This is a genomic window from Cyclonatronum proteinivorum, assembly GCF_003353065.1.
GTDB lineage: Bacteria > Bacteroidota > Rhodothermia > Balneolales > Cyclonatronaceae > Cyclonatronum > Cyclonatronum proteinivorum.
This window is the reverse complement of the sequence record NZ_CP027806.1, coordinates 693,725-713,777: the sequence shown is the minus strand read 5'-3', so window position 1 is coordinate 713,777 and position 20,053 is coordinate 693,725. Positions and strand designations below refer to the sequence as shown.

The window sequence follows — 20,053 nt, the reverse complement described above, 5'->3', positions numbered from 1 at the left end:
CATACTTTGGAGGCCAAACCTACGGACACGACCTTAAAAACCGAACAACAAGTTCATGAACGGTACCTATGATATTGTAAGCGGTTTTTGGGATGACCTTTTTCCGGCATTTCACCCAACCGACACAGGCTGACTTCACACTTGGTTTGCTTTTCCACGGCTGAATTGCCAAATTGCTGCATCTACCCCATGCTTTCTTATCCTGGTTATTATGAAAACGTTCTCCTGCTTCACCCTGCTCATCCTGTTTTTCGGTTCCATCACCCAACCCCTGCAAGCCGCTGCGGCAGGCTTTCCGGCAGAGGAGGAAGTTGTTGTAGGTATCCGGATTGCGCCGCCCTTTGTTATTGAGGAGGCAGACGGCACCTATTCCGGCATCACCATCAGCCTGTGGGAGCACATCGCCGGAGAGCTGAATATTCCGTTCCGGTATGAAGCCCGCGATATCGAAGGACTGCTCAGCGGCGTGCAGGATGGCAGCCTTTTTGCCGCGGCGGCAGCCCTCACCATCACCGCTGAGCGGGAAGCCGTCGTGGATTTCACCCATCCGTTTTATGTTACGGGCCTCGGCATTGCAACCGGCTATACCCCCCGGGGCGTTTGGCAGGCTTTTTTAGCCGTGTTTAGTCCGGAGTTTCTGTTCATACTCGCGCTGCTGCTCGGGGTGCTGCTCTTTTGGGGCGTGCTTGTCTGGATTTTTGAGCGCAGGGGAAATCAGGAATTCGGCGGAAGTCCGGCTGAGGGTATTGGCTCCGGCTTTTGGTGGGCAGCCGTAACGATGACGACCGTGGGCTATGGCGACAAATCTCCCCGTACGCTGGGCGGGCGCGTTGTCGGCTTTGTATGGATGTTCGCCGGGGTGATTGTGATTTCCTTTTTTACGGCATCCATTGCGTCAAGCCTGACCATCACACAGCTCGACAGCAAAGTCGGAGGCCCTGAGGACCTGCCCTTTGTGCGCACCGGCGTACTCAGCGGCTCGGCTACTGTTGGCATGCTGGAAGAAAGACGCATCCGTTTCACGACCTACGGCTCCATTCGCGAAGGACTCGAATCGGTCCGCGACGGCCGCATTGATGCTTTTGTGCACGATGCGCCTATCATCCGGTATGAGGCCGATCAGCAGTTCCGCAACGAGGTGCAGGTGCTGCCCCGCAGCTTCAACGATCAATACTACGGCATCGCCCTGCCGCTTGGCGCTCCCTACCGAAATGCGATCAATACCGTGCTGCTCGAATTCATCAGCAGCCCCGAGTGGAGTGAAATCCGGCAGCGTTACGGGGAGGAGTGAGGGGGGGGACGCATTGTTGAAAGCCAAAGGCTTTTCTGCTGTGATACACAAATTTGGGTCGGCCTGAGTGATCTCAATCTTTCAAACTCCTTCTTCCCAGTTCATCACAACTATTCTGCATCTATACCTACTATTTGAGTCTGATGAACGCCAAGCCACATATCATTCGCAAAATTAAGTCTATCATACAGCAGTATGATCCTTGTGCGGAAGTTTATCTGAACGGTTCCCGCGCAAGGGGGAATGTACATCCGGAATCCGATTAGGACATTTTGATCCTTCTTAGTGCTGATGCGGTTACTTCCGAGTTGGAGCGGGAAATTACTTCTCCGCTTTACGACCTTGAGTTTGATACGGGCCAAATAATCAGCCCAAAATGTTTATTCACAAAAAGAGTGGCATCAAAAACACTGCGTAACTCCTTTTTATAAGAATGTAATGCAGCAGGGCGAGAAGCAATAACGGTGTATGAGGAATGAGCCATAAATCTCCGGGTATCCCCTATTTTTTTTGAATCACTAATTGGATTCACCTGGCATTTGAGTCAAAAACGCCCCCTTCAACCACTTGGATGCGAAGCTGCCCCCCCAAAAAAACCACGGGCCACTCCGTTGATTTGGGATTTTTCACAAGCTATGCTGACCGTGATGCTCTCGGAATTTCACCCAAAAAATAAAGATGCTTGTCTTGCCTGTGCGCTCCGGGCTTACACACAGCAGCTTTCCCGTGGGTTTTCGGAAAATTTGGTTAATCCGCTTTGATTTGAATCAATCCGGCCATACTCCCAAAACCAACAAAGCCCCGATGTGAGAACAACGGGGCTTTGTTGGTTTAAAAACAGGGACAGGCTACTATCCAATGCGCATCAGGTAGTTCAGACCGACGTAGGTGGAAACAGCTGCGAGCAGCGGGATGACGAACATCAGCACTTTGGCGCTGCCTTCTACTTTGTAGGGGATGGTGAGCGAGGCCCCGAGGAAGAGCCAAATCAGCAGTTTCAGATATACGTACATGTTGAACTCGGAGGGCTTCACGCCCAAAGAAACAAGGCCAAGCAAACCAAACACAACAATAACAAGCAGACCGGCGCCGTGCATGGCAGCGAGACCTTTTGCCCATTTGTTGGTGTCTTTAGTGCCGCCGTTAATGACGTGAATAAAGGTGCCGCCAAGGGCCATAAAAACAAAGAAAACACCAATCAGGTGGATGAGTACCCAGGTATTAAGCATAGCAGAAAAAAATCAGGTTAGTGAATGATGTGAAATAGCAGCAAAGATCCGGTTCGGTGCTTTTGAAATAATTTTGGTGCTTCCGACCGAACCGGAATTTCTTAATCTACCAAATTTAGACGGCTTTTTCTGCTAAAAACGGCAAAATCGTTACAGGGGGGAATCCCCGTAAATGTAGCTTTTAAGGGTTGATATCTCCACTTTTTGCTTGTTGATAACGGCCTTGACCAAATCTCCGATGGAAATCATCCCGCCGACGGTGTTGTCATCATTCATTACCGGAAGATGGCGGATTTTCTTTTCGGTCATTATCTGCAGGCAGCTTTCTACGGTTTCGGTGTCCTTCACACACAAGACCTCAGTCGTCATAATTTCTTCCACAGCTGTTTCTTTTGACGCCCGGCCTTTCAGGATAATTTTATTTCTGTAATCCCGCTCGGTAATAATTCCCGCCATTTTGCGCGCGCGCATCACAAGCAAACCGCCTACATTTAAGTCAGACATCAGCTTTACTGCATCGTACACGGTTGCATCCGGGGCAATATGATACACATCTGTTCCTTTCACCTTGAGTATTTCTTTGATTTGCATGGTCGATCCCCATTAAGGTTTGTGTTCAGTCGATGGATTAAGTCACCCTTAATAGTGCATTTTTTTTAAAAGAGAATCAAGAGAGTAAACGGGCTAAGTACCTGATTCCATAAAAAAAGCCGGCCTTCCCCAAAAAAGGAAAGCCGGCCTGATGTTCATCTGCGGTATGTGAGGGGGAACATCCCCTAAAACAAAGGCCGCATAATTTGTTTTTTTTACTTCTTAGGCGGAGTGCCGAGGTGTACACCTTCGCCGTAAGCTTCGGCAACGGCTTCCATCACCGCTTCGCTGAGGGTCGGGTGCGGATGGATGGAGGCGATAACTTCGTGTCCGGTCGTCTCAAGATCGCGTGCGAGTACCGGGGAGGCGATCATCTCGGTAACGTTTTCGCCGATCATGTGACAGCCGAGCCATTCGCCGTATTTGGCATCAAAGACGACCTTCACAAAGCCGTCATTGGCACCGGCTGCGGAAGCCTTGCCGCTCGCCTGAAACGGGAACTTGCCGACTTTCACTTCATAGCCGGCTTCTTTGGCCGCTTTTTCGGTGAGCCCTACGGATGCAATCTCGGGATGGCAGTAGGTACAGCCGGGGATGTTTTTGTGGTTAACGGGGATGGGATCGAGGCCTGCAATACGCTCTACACATTCAACAGCTTCGTGCGAAGCCTTGTGTGCGAGCCAGGGTCCGCCGATGACATCGCCGATCGCATATACGCCTTTCGCGTCGGTTTCGTAGGTGTTGGGCTTCACGACGATTGAACCGCGCTCGACCTTAACGCCGGCCTCTTCAAGACCGATGCCTTCCACGTTGCCCACAACGCCGACTGCGGAAAGTACCATGTCGGCTTCGATTTTCTCTTCGCCTTTCTTGGTTTTCACGATGACTTCAACGCCGTTGCCTTTTTTGGTGACCTTCTCCACAGAGCTTTCGGTCATGATGTTCATGCCTTTTTTCTTGTAGATTTTGGCGAGTTCTTTACTCACGTCTTCATCTTCGGCGGGAACAATGTATTTCTGAAGCTCGATGATGGTCACTTCCGTGCCAATGGTGTGATAGAAGTAGGCGAATTCCACACCGATTGCACCTGCACCGGCAATTACGAGTTTTTTGGGCTGCTTCTCAAGCTTCATGGCGCGCTCGGAATTGATAACAGTTTCGTTATCGAATTTGAGGCTTGGCAGCTCGCGGCTGCGTGCACCGGTTGCAATAATGATGTGCTCAGCTTTGAGGCGGTCGGTTTCTTTGTTGCTGTCATCCACGACCTTTACTTCGCCATTACCGGCGAGGAGGCCTTTGCCCCGCACCACATCAATTTTATTGGCTTTCATCAGAAACTGAACGCCCTTGCTCATTTTGTCAGCCACACCGCGGCTGCGCTTAATCACATTAGGGAAGTTAACTTTGGCTTCACCAACTTCAAGACCAAACTCTGCTGCATGGGAAATTTTTTCGAGGGTTTCAGCTGACTTAAGCAGTGCTTTGGTTGGGATACATCCGATGTTGAGGCAAACGCCCCCTAAGTCTCTTTTTTCAATAACTGCGGTTTTCAGGCCAAGCTGCGAGGCACGAATGGCGGCTACGTAACCGCCGGGGCCGGTACCAATCACAACTACATCATATTCTTTTGCCATAATATTTTTTTTGAGCGGGTTAATACTATCGGTTGAGATTCATTCTCATTAAAATAGGCATTTTAGGTGAAAATGTTAAGAACCGGGGATGGAGGAGTACCGAGCCGCCGGAAACGGTAATTTGTGCAGCCCTACGCGGATTGCAAGTTGAGACCGCAACGCAAGCATCATCCTGATGCACCAAACTACTGCTTTCAGGTTCTATTTTTTATTTAGGGGGAACTCCGTGCGCATCACTGTCTGTGTTGCCAACCCGATATATCCCAAACCTACGGCAAGGTCCCTTGCTTTTTGTTTTTGCGCTATCAATGCGGTTTAGGCAAAACCGAATGAAGCGTTGCAGATGTATAGGATGGAGTCTGCTCTGCCTTACCTTGACATGCCGTATTCTGATTTATCCCCCCTCACCCCTAACCTCTAAACCCTTCGACCAGAACAGCATTTCGGGGGTTCCGGGCTTGTAGCCGTGCCGGAGGTAGAGGGCTTTGGCGCGGTTGTCGTCGCGGACTTCAAGGGTGATTTTGCAGCAGCGCATTTGCCGGGCCCGGGTTTCGACGGCTTCGAGCAGCTTGCGGCCCACGCCATGTCCGCGGAATTCCGGCAGTACGGCGAGGTCGTGAATGTTCATCAGGCGGCGGGCGCTGAAGGTGGAGAGGCCGAGAAAACAGTTCGCAAGCCCGGCAGGCTGACCGTCGGCGTACGCGAGGAAGCTGACCGCGGTCGGGAAGTCTTCGAGCTCGGCAATCAGGTTTTCAATCACATAAGGATCAAGGTTATGCCCCTGCCCCATTGTGTCGCGGCTGTAGCTGTTCAGGATATTGAGCAGGGCCGCGGCATCCTGCGGGTCTTCGTAGTCGGCAATTTTTACGGTGATGGTCATGGGGATTGAAGTTGAATGTTGAGATTGAAAATCAGCTTGAAGCTCGTTTGCGGGCATTTGCAAGACCTGTTTACCAGGCTTTTTGATTGAAGGATAGCAATGCCGTGGTCGGGCTCAACAGCTGCTCCCAGCTCAAATACGGGTATAGCTGATGTGGTTAATTACCTTGCTGCCCCTTGCTTACCGGTCAACAACGCGCTGCTGAATCCACTTTACAACATCTTTAAAAGCGTAGTTACCTGAAGCTACAGAGATTACAAAATCGTACTTTTCTTCCTGTGACGCTTGTATATCTTTGCCATAAGACATTAGAATCAATCTCAGAAGTACATAACCGGTCCTTTTATTTCCATCCAAAAAGGGATGATTACTCAGAAGGCTTTCTATTACAGCAGCGGCCTTTTCTTCAGGAGTTGGATAAAATTCTTCACCTCCAAATCCGCTAAACGGTCGCTCCAGCGCTGACTGTAATCCGTTTTCATCCCTGATACCCGGCAATCCTCCAAACTCCTGAATCAAAAGCTGATGGATTTCCAGAACTTCCTCATAGCTGATCATTTTGACAGTTTATCAAGAAGCTCTCGGTCTTCCGCTAAAATTTTTTTTAGGTCAGCCGCTCTCCTGGACTTTTCAGCAGTTCTTTTTTCCACCTGCTTCAGATAAGCCAGCAACTCTTCTAAAGCTTCATCCGGCAAATTATTTACGATTTCTGTGATTTCCGCTTTCAGTTCCATTTTGAAGCCAGGAGATATGGTTTAAGTTTTGATACTGTCATCTTCTAAGCAAGATAATATCCATTAGCCCGCTAATAAATCAAGTTCCGGGTAAAATCACATCTGTTTCAATCCCTCTTTTCTCGCTCACACCAAGGTTATTAGCTAATCCTGAGAATCGGTGACAAGAGTCCATCCATTAACGAGTAAACTTAGGTCAACCCCAACCTTCCCCTTCCCCCACCAGAAGCTTGGCCTGCCCACAAAAAGCAAGGGACCTGTCTTTGATTTGGGGTATTCGATCTGCCTCGAAAGACCTTGATGTTCTCGGAGTTTTACCCAAAAAATAAAAAAGCCGGAAATGCCTATAACGCCGGGTTTCAGCCCCATCCTGCACGAAGCGGCACCGGGAACAGGCGAGCAGTTTAGCTGCGAATGCCTTCGAGTTCGAGCAGGAAGGCGTATTCCATGGCGACTTCGCACAGGCGCTGAAAGCGTCCGGAGGCGCCGCCGTGACCGGCATCCATGTTGGTGTTGAGCAGGATGACGTTTTCCGAGGTGTTCCGCTCGCGGAGGCGGGCCACCCATTTGGTCGGCTCCCAGTACTGCACCTGCGAGTCGTGCAGGCCGGAGGTCACGAGCAGGTGCGGGTAAGCCTGCGCGCTGACCTGATCGTAGGGGGAGTAGGCCAGCATGATTTCATAAAAATGCGGGTCGTTGGGATTGCCCCACTCGTCGTACTCGCCGGTGGTGAGGGGGATGCTGTCGTCGAGCATGGTCGTGACCACATCCACGAAGGGGACCTGCGCGACAATGCCGTTGTAGAGGTCGGGCCGCAGGTTCATGACCGCGCCCACAAGCAGGCCGCCGGCGCTGCCGCCCATCGCGTAGAGCTGTGAGGGGTTGGTGAAGCGCTGCGCGATCAGATATTCGGAAACCGCGATAAAATCGGTAAAGGTGTTCATCTTGTTTTCGAGCTTGCCTTGCTCATACCACGCGCGCCCCATCTCTTCGCCGCCCCGCACGTGCGCGATGGCAAACGCGAATCCGCGGTCGAGCAAACTCAGGCGCGCACTGCTGAAGGTCGGCGGCATGCTGTAGCCGTAGGAGCCGTAGCCGTACTGCAGCAGCGGATTCTGCCCGTTTTTGCGCAGCCCTTTGCGGTACACGAGCGACACCGGAATGCGGGTGCCGTCGGCAGCGGTAGCGAAATGTCGTTCCGTCACGTAGTTTTCCCGGCTGAAATCACCGCGCACTTCCTGTTGCTTCAGGAGCGTATGCGCGCGGGTTTCCATGTTGTATTCGTAGATGGAGTTCGGCGTAGTGAGGGAGGTGTAGCCGTAGCGCAGCACCGGCGTATCGAACGCGAGATTGGTCGTCGTATAGGCGAGGTAGGCGGGCTCATCAAAAGCCATGTAGTGCTCCGCGCCGCTTTCCCACTCGCGGATTCGGATCACCGGTAGGCCGTTCTGCACTTCACTGAGCACGAGGTACCGGGCAAATATGTCAATGCCTTCGAGCAGCACATCCGGTCGGTGCGGGATGATTTCCTCCCAGTTCGCCATGCCCGGCGCAGCGACCGGCACGCGCATGAGCCGGAAATTCTGCGCTTCGTGATTGGTGCGGATGTAGAAATGATCCCCGAAATGGTCCGCAAAATATTCGTGGTGCCGTGCCCGCGCCTGCAGCAGCTCAGGGGTAGCCGTCGGCTTATCTGCGGGGATAAAACGGTACTCGGTGCTGACCGTGCTGTACGAAACCAGCATGATGTACGCGCGCGATTTCGTGCGCTTCACGTAGGTGGTAAAGGTCTCGTCATCTTCCTGAAACACCAGCGCGTTCGCTGCCGGATTGCTGCCAAGGCGGTGACGATATATCTGATACGAGCGCAGGGTTTGGGGATCCTGTTTGCTGTAGAAGATGGTGGCGTTATCGGCGGCCCAGCTCAGATTACCGGTCACGTCCGGGATTTCATCTTCGAGAAACGCACCGGTCTCCAGGTTTTTGAACCGGATAGTGTAAATCCGCCGCCCCACATGATCGACCGAAAAAGCGAGCAGGCGGGCGTCATTACTAACGGAAACGCCGCCAACCGAAGTGTACGACTGCCCTTCGGCGAGCTCATTTACGTTCAGAATGATTTCTTCATCGGATTCCATGGTCTCAAAACGCCGGGCATAGATCGGATACTCCTGCCCTTCTTCGTAGCGGGTGTAGTAAAAATAGCCGTTCAGGAAATACGGCACCGAGCTGTCATCTTCCTTAATCCGCGCCCGCATCTCGCTGAACAGCGCTTCCTGAAAGGCGTCCGTGTGCCCCGTTATGGCCTTGAGATAATCATTTTCGGCCTTCAGGTAGTCGATTACAGCCGGATTATCGCGGTCTTTCATCCAGAAAAACGGATCGATGCGGGTGTGCCCGTGCATGCTCAGTTCAACCGGAATCTGCCGCGCAACCGGCGGCTGAATGCCTTCCGGAAAAGCGGGTCCGGAGCTGTGTTTGCGATGTTGGTTCAGTTCGTTCATAATCAGTGCGCATCGGGCAGCATAAAGTTTGATGATGTATTTTGATGAAAGTACAGCCTTAACCCGCATTATTCACAATTAAACAGGATTAATATGCTAAATAATAGTTTAAGTTGGGCTTAACGAAAAACACTTGAAGCCCAAATTTGGGTGTGGTGTAAAGGCTGCGAAATTTCCCCGCTGGCGGCGTTGAAGCTGAAAACTCATGCTCAGGGTACTTAGGTACCCCTCCGCCGAGTTTTCAGCTTCGCCTTGCCAGCAAGAAAATTTCTTGGTGAATAATGCGGGTTAACCGCGATTACGATCCGTGCGTTTTAACCGCTACCCGCACCGCAGCACGCCCGCCAAGCAAAGCCGCAACATATCGGTTTTCGGGCACTTTTGGGCAGGTTCATTCCAAAAAAAGTGAGCCTGCAACCGGCTGCCTTGCCAAGCCCGCTTTTTCTTTTTTTGGGGAAAACTCCGTGAACATCAAGGTCTTTCGTGGAAGATCAGAACCCCCAAATCAAAGACAGGTCCCTTGCTTTTTTTGCTGACGCCCGCAGGCACATGGCGTACCTACGGCACGCAATAAATCGGGGAGGCGTCTCGGCTTTCTACCCACAGGGTGCCCCTACAGGGCACGGGCACGAGGCGTTGATGGCATGGGAGTTGTCGGTGTTGAACCGGATAATCCGTTTTTTTGTGGAGCCATACACACCAGTTGTTGCACATCTGTCCAAAACGTTTGAAAAGTAGCCAGTGAAAGCCCCGAAGCCGGGGCTTTGTTATTTTAGGAGGTCCTACCCAACCTAAAATATCACTGACTATGGCCAATGTAACGTTATTTGCGCAGATTATGCAGACCCTGGACCGACCAGGCTTCAAAAAGCTGGTTAAAAAATACAGTTCAGACAAACATGTTAAAGGTATTACCAGCTGGACTCATTTGGTGACTATGCTGTTTTGCCAGTTCTCCAAGTTAAGTTCCCTGCGAGATGTTTGTAACGGGTTAAAATCCTCCAGTGGCAATCTTAACCATTTAGGTGTCAACAGAGCACCTTGTAAATCCTCGCTTTCCTATCAAAATAAGCATCGCGAGTGGGGCCTTTTCAAAGACTACTACTTTGTGATGATGAAGAAACTGGCTGCAATGGGGCGTTTCCGACAAACCCGCTTCAGGATCAAAAGCAAGATCCTGCTGTTGGATTCAACGACCATCAGTTTATGTCTGGGTCTGTACGATTGGGCCAAATTCCGCAAAAAGAAGGGCGCCATAAAACTACATACCCTGCTGGATTATGACGGTTGCCTGCCGGTTTTTATACAGATGACCGATGGCAAGCCGCACGACTCCACTGTTGCCAAAACATTGTCGTTGCCAGCGGATTCAGTAGTCGTTGCCGACCGCGCTTATGTTGATTTTCCGACCTTGTACCGATGGAAAACCGAGGGCAGCTATTTTGTGATACGCCTTAAAAAATCTGTCCAGTTCAAGCGGCTCGCCGAAAAACCTCTGCCAGACAACCGCCATCAGCACATACTCATCGATGAATATGTCGAACTGAGCAAGCCTGAAAGCTATAAGAACTATCCTGCTAAATTACGCCGGGTGGTGGCTTATGACGCCGAAAAAGATCAAACCATCGAACTGATCACCAACCAGTTTTCCTGGACAGCAAACACCATCAGTGAGCTGTACAGAGCCCGTTGGGATATCGAACAGTTCTTCAAAGACATCAAGCAGCTACTCAAAATCAAATCATTTCTGGGTACCACGACCAATGCCGTGCTTATTCAGATTTGGACAGCAATGATTACGATCCTGATCCTGAAGTACATGAAGGCCATCGCAACCTATGGCTGGTGTTTGTCCAACATGGTTGCCTTTCTTCGGGTAAACCTGTTCGTGAAGTTTGATCTGCAAAAACTGCTGAACGAGCCTTTTAAACCACCAGAAACCGTTGTTGAAACAGCCCCCATACAGATGAGTTTATTTGAGTGGGGGGATTGATTTGCTAAAATCGATATAATCTGTCCTAAACAGCCGCACGAATCGGTATTTCCCAGATTTTAAATCGTTTTGGACAGCTGTGCAGTTGTTGGTAACAACACGGATTTAATTTTTCGCTGATAACGACTTGTCCGAAAAGCGCCCTGTGAATGAACGACATCTCAAAAAAAGCCGGGGAGGCAGCAGATTGCTTGCTCCTCCCCGGCTTTACGGACACTTGGTTGCATTCCAAAAAACCGAACTACATTTCCCGCCAGTCGGGTGCGGCGGAGGGTTTGTTGCTGAGGATGGCTTCGATGCGCTCCATGGCGCTGTCGTCGAGTTTGGCTACCGCGTCCATCGCGCTCATGTTTTGTTTCACCTGCTCAACCGTTGAGGCTCCGGTAATAACCGTACTGACATCCGGATTTTTGAGGCACCAGGCCAGCGCCATTTGAGGCAGGGTGATACCCAAATCGGCGGCAAGCGGTGCGAGCTGTTTGACTTTTTCGAGTTTGGCACGACCTTCTTCCGTTTCGAGAAGCGCCTTTCGCAGCCAGCTGTATTTCTCGAGATGAAGACGCGAGCCCTCCGGGATGCCGTCGTTGTACTTTCCGGTGAGTAACCCGCTCGCAAGCGGACTCCAGATCGTCGTGCCAAGCCCGATATCCCGGTACAGGCGGGCGTACTCCTGCTCGACCCGCTCCCGGTGAAACATGTTGTACTGCGGCTGCTCCATCAGCGGTGGGCGCAGATGTTCGCGCCGGGCGATTTCGTACGCCATCCGGATTTCTTCGGCACTCCACTCGCTCGTGCCCCAGTACAGGGCCTTGCCTTCGCGGATCATCTGATCCATGGCCCACACGGTTTCTTCCATCGGCGTGTGCAGATCGGGCCGGTGACAAAACAGCAAATCCACATAATCAAGCTGCATGCGCTTCAGGGCAGCCTCGGTTCCTTCTTTGATGTGCTTGAAGGAGAGTCCGGTATCATTGGGTCCTTCACCACCCCAGAATATTTTCGTGGAGATCACCAGATCCGACCGTTTCCAGCCGGCCTTGCGGAGCACCTGCCCCATGATCTCTTCTGATTTGCCGTTTTCGTAGGCCTCCGCATTGTCAAAAAAATTGACGCCCGCATCGTAGGCGGCCTTCATCTGCTCATACGCCAGGCCGGTATCGACCTGCTCTCCGAAAGTGACCCACGAGCCGAATGAAAGGGCCGAAACTTTGAGTCCTGATTTTCCTAAAAATCTGTATTGCATGGTATTGGGGGTGTGATTGGGGTTGATGGATAGTTCTGTTTGCTTCCGTAATATAAAAAAGAGCTAATGATGATTTTTTCTGTTGTAAAGCTGAGCGTCAGCTAAAGATGGAAATGGATGATAAAGTTCTGTTTCCCTGCTGATAAACGGGTTACAACCGAAACACACCAAATGCCTGATCATAGGGCGTATTTATATCCACAAATCTGAAATCGAGCGCCACGTATTGATTCAGAAGTCTGTAGATTTTCAGGCTCTCGCTGTCTGAGGAAAGGTAAATACCCGCTTGTTTTTCGAGGTCTGACTGCGTGAAGAGCTTTGTATCATTTGGAATAATATTCCTTTCCTTGTACCGAAGTTTGTTTTTATGTCTGAAAACAATTTGGGCTAATTCCCCTGCCCTTTCAGCGTGATGAAGATTAAATGCAACAATTTTGAGGTTTTTAATGGGCAGTGCATCAACTCTTCCACCCACACAGTATTCTGCAACTGCAATAGTACTGACGTAGAGCTCTTTGTTATTTTCAAGCAAATACTGATAGTAGTTTCTTGCATTTATATGTAAGGGATCGGTTTTATCCAGCAAGCGGATAAAGAAGCTGGTGTCACAAAAAGCGCCATTTTCAGTCATAACTGCCCCGCACCTCTCTTAACCACTTTTGCTTATCGTCTATTCCGGCCCATGAACCGGTAGCTTTCTCAATCAACCCGTCAAGATAGGCTGCATCATATTTGGGGCTGAAGTCGATAAATTCAACGAATTTCAAAGAGCTTAGATCAAGATCGCCTGTCTCCGAGTGCTGCTTCCCGCTTGCGTGAATTCCAATGTCCTTATAAAGCATATTGTGTTCATATTGAGCCAGGACATCTATTGGAGTCTGAATGTTGAGAGTTCCATAGTCCACGGTGCTGATACGAATACTGCTCTTTTCTTTGCCGCCGGCACTTGTCACTTTTCCATAAAAATAAAAGGTGGCATCAACCCATACTGATGACAAGCGCCTGTAAGTGGTTGTTTTATCAATTTGTATTTCGTGTGTTTGTGGCAGGGAGGTACGTAACCTGATTTCATAACCCTTCTCATCGGCTGTAGCTTGCAGCGTTTCAAAGGCTTTGGCTGAGTTAAGTGCCAAGAAATCAATGTTTTTTTGGATGGCTACCTGCCCCAAAACTGCGTTAAGTCCGATGATGACCTGCAGAGATGTCCGGAACTGATGTGAAACGGAACCACTTTCAACGCTATAACTAATTGTCGGGCGTCCGCGCTTCTCAACCGGGTACAGCAAGTTTTCCGCGACCTCTAACAACCGACCAACATCCCTAATATCAAAGAGATCCGGTTTTAGATCCATGCTTCCCACCTTACCAAAAATTCGAATTTCAAAAAAACCTGTTTTATTCATGGGTATTCCGGGCTTTTACTCTCGCAAAATATTAAGCTGAGCAATTATCGGCTACTTCATAAAGATAGCCCTTGCTCATCGCTTTAAGATTGACTTTAATCTCCATACTAATGTACTCAATTCAATTAAGCTTGAAAATATTGATTCGCGCTACTACTAAGCGGCTCGCTACATACAAGGGTAGATTGCGACGGCAAAAACAGGTAGTTTAAAAACCGTCAGCTACTGTACTTCATTTTTCTTCGTGCGTACATCCCTATCATTTTTTGGGTGAACAGCTTAATTTTACACACCGCTCTAACCTTCTGAACTCCCCCATGCCCGATTCCCGTCATTTCGAAACCGATGCCATCCGTATTCAGGCTCCCGGCAGTGCTGCGCGGGAGCATTCTGTGCCGCTGTACATGACCTCCGGCTTCACCTTCGATTCCGCTGAGCATGCGCGGGCGTTGTTCGCGAATGAAGTGGATGGCAATGTGTACAGCCGCTACTCCAACCCGAATACCGATGAGTTTGTGGCGAAAATCTGTGCGATGGAAGGGGCGGAGTCCGGGCTTGCGGCGGCTTCGGGCATGGCGGCCCTGTTTGGCTGTCTTGCGGGACTTCTCAATCAGGGCGATCATGTGCTGGCGTCGCGCTCGCTGTTCGGGTCTTCGCATCAGATTCTGAGTCAGATTCTGCCGCGCTGGGGCATCAGCTACACCTACGCAGATACGGCGCGACCCGAAAGCTGGGAGTCCCTGATTCGTCCCGAAACCAAAATGCTGTTTCTGGAAACGCCCTCCAATCCGGGCCTGGATTTGGTCGATTTGGCGTGGGCCGGAGAGCTGGCCAAAGCCCACAATCTCATTTTCCTGGTGGACAACTGCTTTGCCACGCCCTACCTGCAGCAACCCATCGCCTTTGGGGCCGATCTCATTCAGCACTCGGCCACCAAGTTTATTGACGGTCAGGGCCGTGCTATTGGCGGGGTAATTGCCGGAAGCGAAAAATACATCGAGCCGATTCGCTTCTTTATGCGCCACACAGGTCCGTCGCTCTCGCCTTTCAATGCGTGGCTGTTCAGCAAAAGTCTGGAGACTTTGCCGGTTCGCATGGAGCGGCACTGCGACAATGCGGAAAAACTCGCGGATTTTCTCGGCGAACACCCAAAGGTGAGTTGGGTGAAGTACCCCTTCCATAAAGACCATCCGCAGCGGGAACTGGCGCTGAAGCAAATGAAGCGCGGCGGAGGCGTCGTCTGTTTTGAAGTCAGCGGCGGCATTTCGGGCGCTGTCCGGTTTATGGACCGCATCACCATGCTTTCGCGCTCGGCCAACCTCGGCGACACCCGCACCATTGTGACGCACCCCGCTACGACCACGCACTCCAAGCTCACGGAGGAAGAGCGCCTTGCCGTCGGCATCACGCCGGGACTCATCCGCATCGCGGTCGGATTGGAGCATCACACCGATATTTTGAACGATGTGGCGCAGGCGCTGGGGTAAAACTACGGCTCAGTCCTCATCCTGATTGACCCGCTGAAAAGCTGAGGCGATCAGACCTGCCGGTATGGCAACGATACAGATGCTGAGGAGTAAAATCAGAAAAGTGAAAACCCTGCCGCCCGCTGTTACGGGGTAAATGTCGCCATACCCAACTGTCGTAACCGTCGCGACCGACCACCACATGCTGTGGAAAACAGATTTGAAGGTTTCCGGCTGAACCGGGTTTTCAAAATAATAAATGCCGACTGCGCCCAGATACATCAGCATAACCGTTGCGGTCAGAAAAACAACGATGTCGGCTTTCACCAGATGGTACACTTTCCGGAAGCGTTCGACCGAGCGGGTATAGCGCGTTGCTTTAAGCAGGGTAAACAACCGCAAAAACCGGAGAATGCGCAGCGCCCGCAAATCGGTACCCGCTGCAAGAAAAAAAGGCATAATGGCCAGCAAATCAATCATGCCATAGAAGCTAAAGATGTAGCTCAGCTTCTTTTCAGCTACTATGATGCGCAGCAGGTACTCCAGGGTAAAAATGCCGACCGTCAGGATTTTCGAATAGTACAGAAACCGGATGGTCTGCTCACTCAAACCCGGAATGGTCGAGACCGAGAAGGTAATCAGCGAAAACAGGATCAGCGCTTTGATCGTGAGGTCAAAAAAACGACCCGCACGGGTATCGTCTTTTTCTACTATGCGCCTTAATCGGTTCATTATACGTGTGGACTAATACCAGGGTTAAATCACGCTCACTTTGATTTTTCGCCTTAATGCGGGATCAGTGACTTCAAGGGCAAGATCAATAATTTCCTGGACATTTCTCTTGCTGTAATTCGTACCCAACCACCAGCCTTGTGCGATTTCCACTGCGTTTTTTTCTGCCAAGTCGGATCGTCCAGGGTAAAGTTCGTATTTGTTTCTGGCCAGATAACGCCTTTTTCGCCCATGCTTCCTTGATGCAAACCTTTCAAGAAAAGTGTCGTCTTTTTCCGCAAGCCTTTCAAACAGGGTGGTCATGACTTGCCGGGCAGAACGTGATGTCAATTTCTCGCCATCAAGTTCCCAGGAAATCGGCTGCATTTTACGTGGACGGGGTTTTGAATTCTCTGGATGCTTTTGGCCGGGTTTAACGTCTTCTGAAGTCTTACCTTTATTTCTACCACCCGTTCCTTGAACAACAGGACTTTCCGCACGGAAGCTCACCTGATCACTCAAAAATTCACCGCACACATCGAGGTCTGGTTTGAAGCCGCACAGATCTTCCACTTTTTCGGCGAGCAAGTCCAGCAAAGCCGCATCCTGTTCCTTAAGTATCATGACCCAGGCTTTGGGGATGTTAGCTGCGATGATGCGGTGTCGCGACACATTCCGGTAGTCATCACGGGCTGCACGGAGCGCGTCGCCTGAAGCGACTCTTTGGTAATTGAGATATCTGACCAGCCGCTCTTCGATTTCTGTGATGCTTCGCTCTAAACAATCAATTTTATAGACCCTGCGCTCGTCGTACCGCCCTTGCTCTCCGGGCAAATAAAAGCTCCACTCCTGTCCGTCGGTCAGAATTGCCATAGGTACTCCGGTATGGAAAGCATACTCAAACAGCTGCCGGTCCGCACCATCGGAGAGCCCTACATTTTTTACTTCGATGAAAATGGCCGGTTTGTTTTTGGGATGACACAGGGCGTAATCCACACGACGGTTTTCAACGGTGAACTCCGGACTTACGATGGAGGTATCAAAAACGGGCCAGCCAAGCTCATTGAGTGTTGGAAGCAAAATGCCCTGAGAGACAGATGCTTCTGAGGTGAAGGCCCCTTCACGTAGTTTTCTCTGAATTTTTTCTAAATGACTTTTGAGACTCATGATAGTTGATTTGTCGAATCAATAAAATGATGGCGGACTACTCAGCAATGATCCCCTGCAAACCGAATCCCCCCTGCCGAGACCAGCCGGTCGAGGCGGATTTCCATGCCGGATTTCAGTTTGATGAATTCCTGTTTGTCGCGGCTGAATACATCCGCGATGACGTCGGTGCGGCTGTGCTCCTGGCCCAGGTCGCGGAAAACGATGCGGACTTCTTCGCGACGGATGGCGAGGCGCTCGAGTTCGTCATACAGCGCGCAGGCGATGGGGGTGTAGGGTGCTTCAGATTCGCTCATGATGTTGGCTTGACTGTGGATCGGTGTTTGTCAGAGAATTTTGCGGTATCACTTTATTTATTGATAGCCCATTGCCACGGCAATCACGATAAAGACAAGGGCGACGGCATACAAAATCAGCATTTTGATGAACAGCCACTTCGCCCAGACTTCCCAGGGGATGCGTGCGATGCCGAGTACGCCCATGAGTACGCCGGAGGTCGGGATAATCATGTTGGTGATGCCGTCGCCAAGCTGGAAAATGAGTACTACGGTCTGCCGGGTGATGCCGATCAGGTCACCCAGGGGTGCCATAATGGGGATGGTGAGCGCGGCCTGACCGCTGCCGCTCGGTACAATAACGTTCAGGAGGCTCTGTACGCCCAGCATGAGTCCCGCGGAGGCGTAGATGTTCAGGTTATCGAGGGAAGCGGACAGGTGAAAGAGGATGGTATCCACAATCTGTCCGTCGGTGATGATGATGAGAATGGCGCGGGAAAGCGCGATGATGACCGCGGCCCCCATCACATCTTTCATACCGGCAAGGAAGGCGTTGGCGGCTTCATCCCCGCTGAGACGGCCAAAAATGGCGGAGAGCACCGCAAGGCCGATGAACAGGGCCGACAGCTCTTCGATGTACCAGCCCAGCTGCACGACCCCGTAAATGAGGAGGCCAAGCGTGCCGAAAAACAACAGCAAGACAATGATATGACCGGCTTTGATGGGCGGAATGATGCCGTCATCTTCGGAAGCTTTGCGGTTTTTGTCGATGTCGTAAACCGGCGATTTCTTGGGATTTTTGTGGATGCGCGACGCATAGATGTACACAATGATAATGCCCGTCACGGTTACGGCAGCCCATAAGAGCATTCGGAATCCGGCTCCGGAAAAGACGGGAATTTCGGCCAGTCCCTGCGCGATACCGACGGTAAACGGGTTGTACACGGCGCCCGCAAATCCGATATGCGCCCCTACGTAAGGGATCGCTACCCCTGTTATGGAGTCGTAGCCCAGCGCCAGGGAGAGCGTCACAAAAAGCGGGATGAACACGATGGTTTCTTCGCTCATCCCGAAGGTTGCGCCCATCACCGAAAACAGTACCATGAAAAACGGGATGTAAACCGGGCGCCAGGCGGGATTTTCGGAAAAGAACTTGGCAGCCCGGCGAATCACGACGTCGAAGGCGCCTGTTTTGGAAATGATGGAAAAGCTTCCGGCAACGATAAAGACGAACACGATGATGGCCATGCCGTAAGGATCGTTGAAACCGCGTACGGGTGCAAGAAAGAGCTCGGTGAGGGAAGTAGGGCTTGAATCAATGTATTGAAACGACTCCGGATCTACGACTTCGCGTCCGTTTACTTCAACCATATCAAACTGACCGCCGGGTATCACCCAGGTGAGGGCGGCGAAGAAAACCATCACCAGCAAGACCAGAATGAGGGTGTTAGGGGCTTTAATGTTCCAATTCATAGGCAGGCTTTTCCTGTTTCAGAATGGCGGACGGCAACACCCGCCGGGGTTAGATGTAAAATTTTGCCTTAATATAGGGAAAAGCCTTAGGAGTCTGTGACCAATTTATCCGGACTCACAAAAACACATCGCTGTTACTACCGCGTGATGGATTGAAGGGAAAACGTTTTTTAAACCTGCGCACTAAAAAAAACAAGGAGCCTGTCTTAGGTCCGGGGCTTATAATCTGCTACGTAAGCATTGATGCTCTCGGAGTTTTACCCAAAAAATAAAAAGCGGGCGCACCCCGGAGGTCAGGATCAGGGTGATTGAGTGCACTTTTGGCTATCGCCAATCTGTTACTGGTACTCAGGGCCTGTTTGGCTGTGCAGGCTGGGGCGCTATCTGAATGTCGCCCCCAATGGCACGGAGTACTTTCATTATGGTGCCGAACTGAGGTTTGGCACCTTCAGATAAGGCCTTATACAAACTGGGTCTGCTCATGCCCGTTTGCGCTGCAATTTTGGACATGCCAATAGATTTGGCAATATGTCCGATAGCCAAAATCAAATCTTGTTCGTCACCTTCAGTCAAAACGGTGTTCAGGTACGCTGCAATCATTTCGTTGCTGTCGAGATAGTCGGAGATTTGGAACTGTGAGATTTCCATAAACTTAATTTTCTAATTGTTTTAAAATGAGCTTCGCCTTTTCAATATCTCTTTGCTGTGTTGACTTGTCACCACCCATAAGAAGGATGATTATTGTGTCACCTTTTTGCCTAAAGTAAACCCTGTATCCTTTAGCATAATCAATTTTCAATTCACGTACACCGTCTCCGACGGATTCACAGCTTCCAAAGTGCCCATCGGTCTCTATTTTTTGAATTCGAAAAAGGATTTTCGCTTTAGCGCGATGATCCTTCAGTTTTCTTAGCCACTTATCAAATTCAGCTGTCTTTTGGATTTTATACATAGGCAGGTGTATTCATTTGGATACAAATCTAAGGATTTTGACAGCATAAAAAAAGGCATTGCAGCATTGATTGTTCAGGTAACCGGACATTCCCACCAAACAAAAAAGCCCCTGATGGTGAGATCAGAGGCTTTTAGGGTACCACTATTGGCGATTTAAACATGGTGATTATTTATTTGTTGATGTACCGGCTGAAAGTTCCCATGCCATCGTAGTCTGTGGGGACTTCGACCTTGGTTTTGTTGTTTACGCGGGGTTCATCCTTCAGCGAGTAGTAGTAGATGGATGTGATGCCCGCTACAGTAGCTATCAGCATGAAAATTACAAGGGTTGTCATAGTTTCTATCCGTTAGTTTAGTGCGATGATTCTGAATTGATTTGACGGGCGATGTTACCCATCTGATTGTTTCAACAAGATTTCGGCAGGATCGTTCAGCTTTACGCAGGTTTATTATTGGGCTGTTTTTTTGGTAAATTGAAAGAATAAGCAAAAACCAGTTTTCAAAT

21 protein-coding genes are annotated in these 20,053 nt (G+C 50.5%); 4 read left to right on the top strand and 17 right to left on the bottom strand.

The features are described 5' to 3' along the window. The first annotated feature begins 211 nt into the window (after positions 1-211). Entirely contained in the window at positions 212-1,291 is a 1,080-nt protein-coding gene (locus CYPRO_RS02740) for a transporter substrate-binding domain-containing protein (protein WP_114983169.1), read from the top strand. Positions 1,292-1,434: 143 nt separating this feature from the next. Further along, positions 1,435-1,557, top strand: coding sequence for a nucleotidyltransferase domain-containing protein (locus CYPRO_RS16965; protein ID WP_114983168.1), 123 nt, complete (start codon positions 1,435-1,437; stop codon positions 1,555-1,557). A 585-nt stretch (positions 1,558-2,142) separates the two neighbouring features. On the opposite strand, the gene CYPRO_RS02730 is transcribed toward CYPRO_RS16965, so the two are convergent. From CYPRO_RS02730 to CYPRO_RS02695, 7 genes are all read right to left on the bottom strand, one after another. Then, positions 2,143-2,520, bottom strand: a complete 378-nt coding sequence (locus CYPRO_RS02730) for a hypothetical protein (protein ID WP_114983167.1) — start codon at positions 2,518-2,520, stop codon at positions 2,143-2,145. 150 nt (positions 2,521-2,670) lie between these two features. Then, positions 2,671-3,111 carry a CBS domain-containing protein gene (locus tag CYPRO_RS02725; RefSeq protein ID WP_114983166.1) on the bottom strand — a complete coding sequence of 147 codons (441 nt, stop codon included), beginning with the start codon at positions 3,109-3,111 and terminating at the stop codon, positions 2,671-2,673. A 215-nt stretch (positions 3,112-3,326) separates the two neighbouring features. Next, positions 3,327-4,745: a dihydrolipoyl dehydrogenase gene (gene lpdA, locus CYPRO_RS02720; protein ID WP_114983165.1), complete on the bottom strand. Its 1,419-nt coding sequence runs from the start codon at positions 4,743-4,745 to the stop codon at positions 3,327-3,329. A gap of 394 nt (positions 4,746-5,139) precedes the next feature. Further along, entirely contained in the window at positions 5,140-5,625 is a 486-nt protein-coding gene (locus tag CYPRO_RS02715) for a GNAT family N-acetyltransferase (protein WP_114983164.1), read from the bottom strand. A 180-nt stretch (positions 5,626-5,805) separates the two neighbouring features. Then, a complete protein-coding gene (locus CYPRO_RS02710) occupies positions 5,806-6,183 on the bottom strand; it encodes a type II toxin-antitoxin system death-on-curing family toxin (protein WP_114983163.1) in 378 nt (125 codons plus the stop codon). Further along, positions 6,180-6,359 carry a hypothetical protein gene (locus CYPRO_RS02705; RefSeq protein ID WP_114983162.1) on the bottom strand — a complete coding sequence of 60 codons (180 nt, stop codon included), beginning with the start codon at positions 6,357-6,359 and terminating at the stop codon, positions 6,180-6,182. The genes CYPRO_RS02710 and CYPRO_RS02705 overlap by 4 nt, the downstream gene beginning before the upstream one ends. A gap of 404 nt (positions 6,360-6,763) precedes the next feature. Continuing rightward, positions 6,764-8,863 (bottom strand): S9 family peptidase, encoded by a 2,100-nt coding sequence (locus CYPRO_RS02695; protein WP_114985669.1) that lies wholly within the window; start codon positions 8,861-8,863, stop codon positions 6,764-6,766. A gap of 808 nt (positions 8,864-9,671) precedes the next feature. Here CYPRO_RS02695 and CYPRO_RS02685 point away from each other — a divergent pair. Next, on the top strand, positions 9,672-10,856 hold the full coding sequence (locus CYPRO_RS02685; protein WP_114983126.1) for an IS4 family transposase: 1,185 nt from the start codon (positions 9,672-9,674) through the stop codon (positions 10,854-10,856). A gap of 241 nt (positions 10,857-11,097) precedes the next feature. Here CYPRO_RS02685 and CYPRO_RS02680 read toward each other — a convergent pair whose 3' ends face one another. The 3 genes from CYPRO_RS02680 to CYPRO_RS02670 all read right to left on the bottom strand — a co-directional run bounded on the left by CYPRO_RS02680 (position 11,098) and on the right by CYPRO_RS02670 (position 13,502). After that, on the bottom strand, positions 11,098-12,099 hold the full coding sequence (locus CYPRO_RS02680) for a potassium channel beta subunit family protein (RefSeq protein ID WP_114983159.1): 1,002 nt from the start codon (positions 12,097-12,099) through the stop codon (positions 11,098-11,100). A 151-nt stretch (positions 12,100-12,250) separates the two neighbouring features. Then, positions 12,251-12,730, bottom strand: coding sequence for a type II toxin-antitoxin system VapC family toxin (locus tag CYPRO_RS02675; RefSeq protein WP_114983158.1), 480 nt, complete (start codon positions 12,728-12,730; stop codon positions 12,251-12,253). Beyond that, positions 12,723-13,502, bottom strand: a complete 780-nt coding sequence (locus tag CYPRO_RS02670; RefSeq protein WP_114983157.1) for a hypothetical protein — start codon at positions 13,500-13,502, stop codon at positions 12,723-12,725. Before CYPRO_RS02670 ends, CYPRO_RS02675 begins: the two co-directional genes overlap by 8 nt. Before the next feature lie 317 nt (positions 13,503-13,819). Here CYPRO_RS02670 and CYPRO_RS02665 point away from each other — a divergent pair, with 317 nt between their 5' ends. Continuing rightward, positions 13,820-14,989 (top strand): trans-sulfuration enzyme family protein, encoded by a 1,170-nt coding sequence (locus CYPRO_RS02665; protein WP_114985668.1) that lies wholly within the window; start codon positions 13,820-13,822, stop codon positions 14,987-14,989. A 9-nt stretch (positions 14,990-14,998) separates the two neighbouring features. Here the strand turns inward: CYPRO_RS02665 and CYPRO_RS02660 are convergent, their stop codons facing one another. The 7 genes from CYPRO_RS02660 to CYPRO_RS16500 form a co-directional block, all read right to left on the bottom strand. After that, entirely contained in the window at positions 14,999-15,700 is a 702-nt protein-coding gene (locus CYPRO_RS02660; protein WP_114983156.1) for an ion transporter, read from the bottom strand. A 24-nt stretch (positions 15,701-15,724) separates the two neighbouring features. Beyond that, positions 15,725-16,846 carry a type I restriction enzyme HsdR N-terminal domain-containing protein gene (locus CYPRO_RS02655; RefSeq protein ID WP_114983155.1) on the bottom strand — a complete coding sequence of 374 codons (1,122 nt, stop codon included), beginning with the start codon at positions 16,844-16,846 and terminating at the stop codon, positions 15,725-15,727. 41 nt (positions 16,847-16,887) lie between these two features. Further along, on the bottom strand, positions 16,888-17,142 hold the full coding sequence (locus tag CYPRO_RS02650; RefSeq protein WP_114983154.1) for a hypothetical protein: 255 nt from the start codon (positions 17,140-17,142) through the stop codon (positions 16,888-16,890). A gap of 57 nt (positions 17,143-17,199) precedes the next feature. Continuing rightward, entirely contained in the window at positions 17,200-18,594 is a 1,395-nt protein-coding gene (locus CYPRO_RS02645; RefSeq protein ID WP_114983153.1) for a YfcC family protein, read from the bottom strand. A 348-nt stretch (positions 18,595-18,942) separates the two neighbouring features. Beyond that, entirely contained in the window at positions 18,943-19,242 is a 300-nt protein-coding gene (locus tag CYPRO_RS02640) for an addiction module antidote protein (RefSeq protein ID WP_114983152.1), read from the bottom strand. Between the two features lie 4 nt (positions 19,243-19,246). Then, positions 19,247-19,546 (bottom strand): type II toxin-antitoxin system RelE/ParE family toxin, encoded by a 300-nt coding sequence (locus tag CYPRO_RS02635; protein ID WP_114983151.1) that lies wholly within the window; start codon positions 19,544-19,546, stop codon positions 19,247-19,249. Between the two features lie 172 nt (positions 19,547-19,718). Next, a complete protein-coding gene (locus CYPRO_RS16500; RefSeq protein ID WP_164682479.1) occupies positions 19,719-19,883 on the bottom strand; it encodes a hypothetical protein in 165 nt (54 codons plus the stop codon). Between the last annotated feature and the right edge of the window lie 170 nt (positions 19,884-20,053).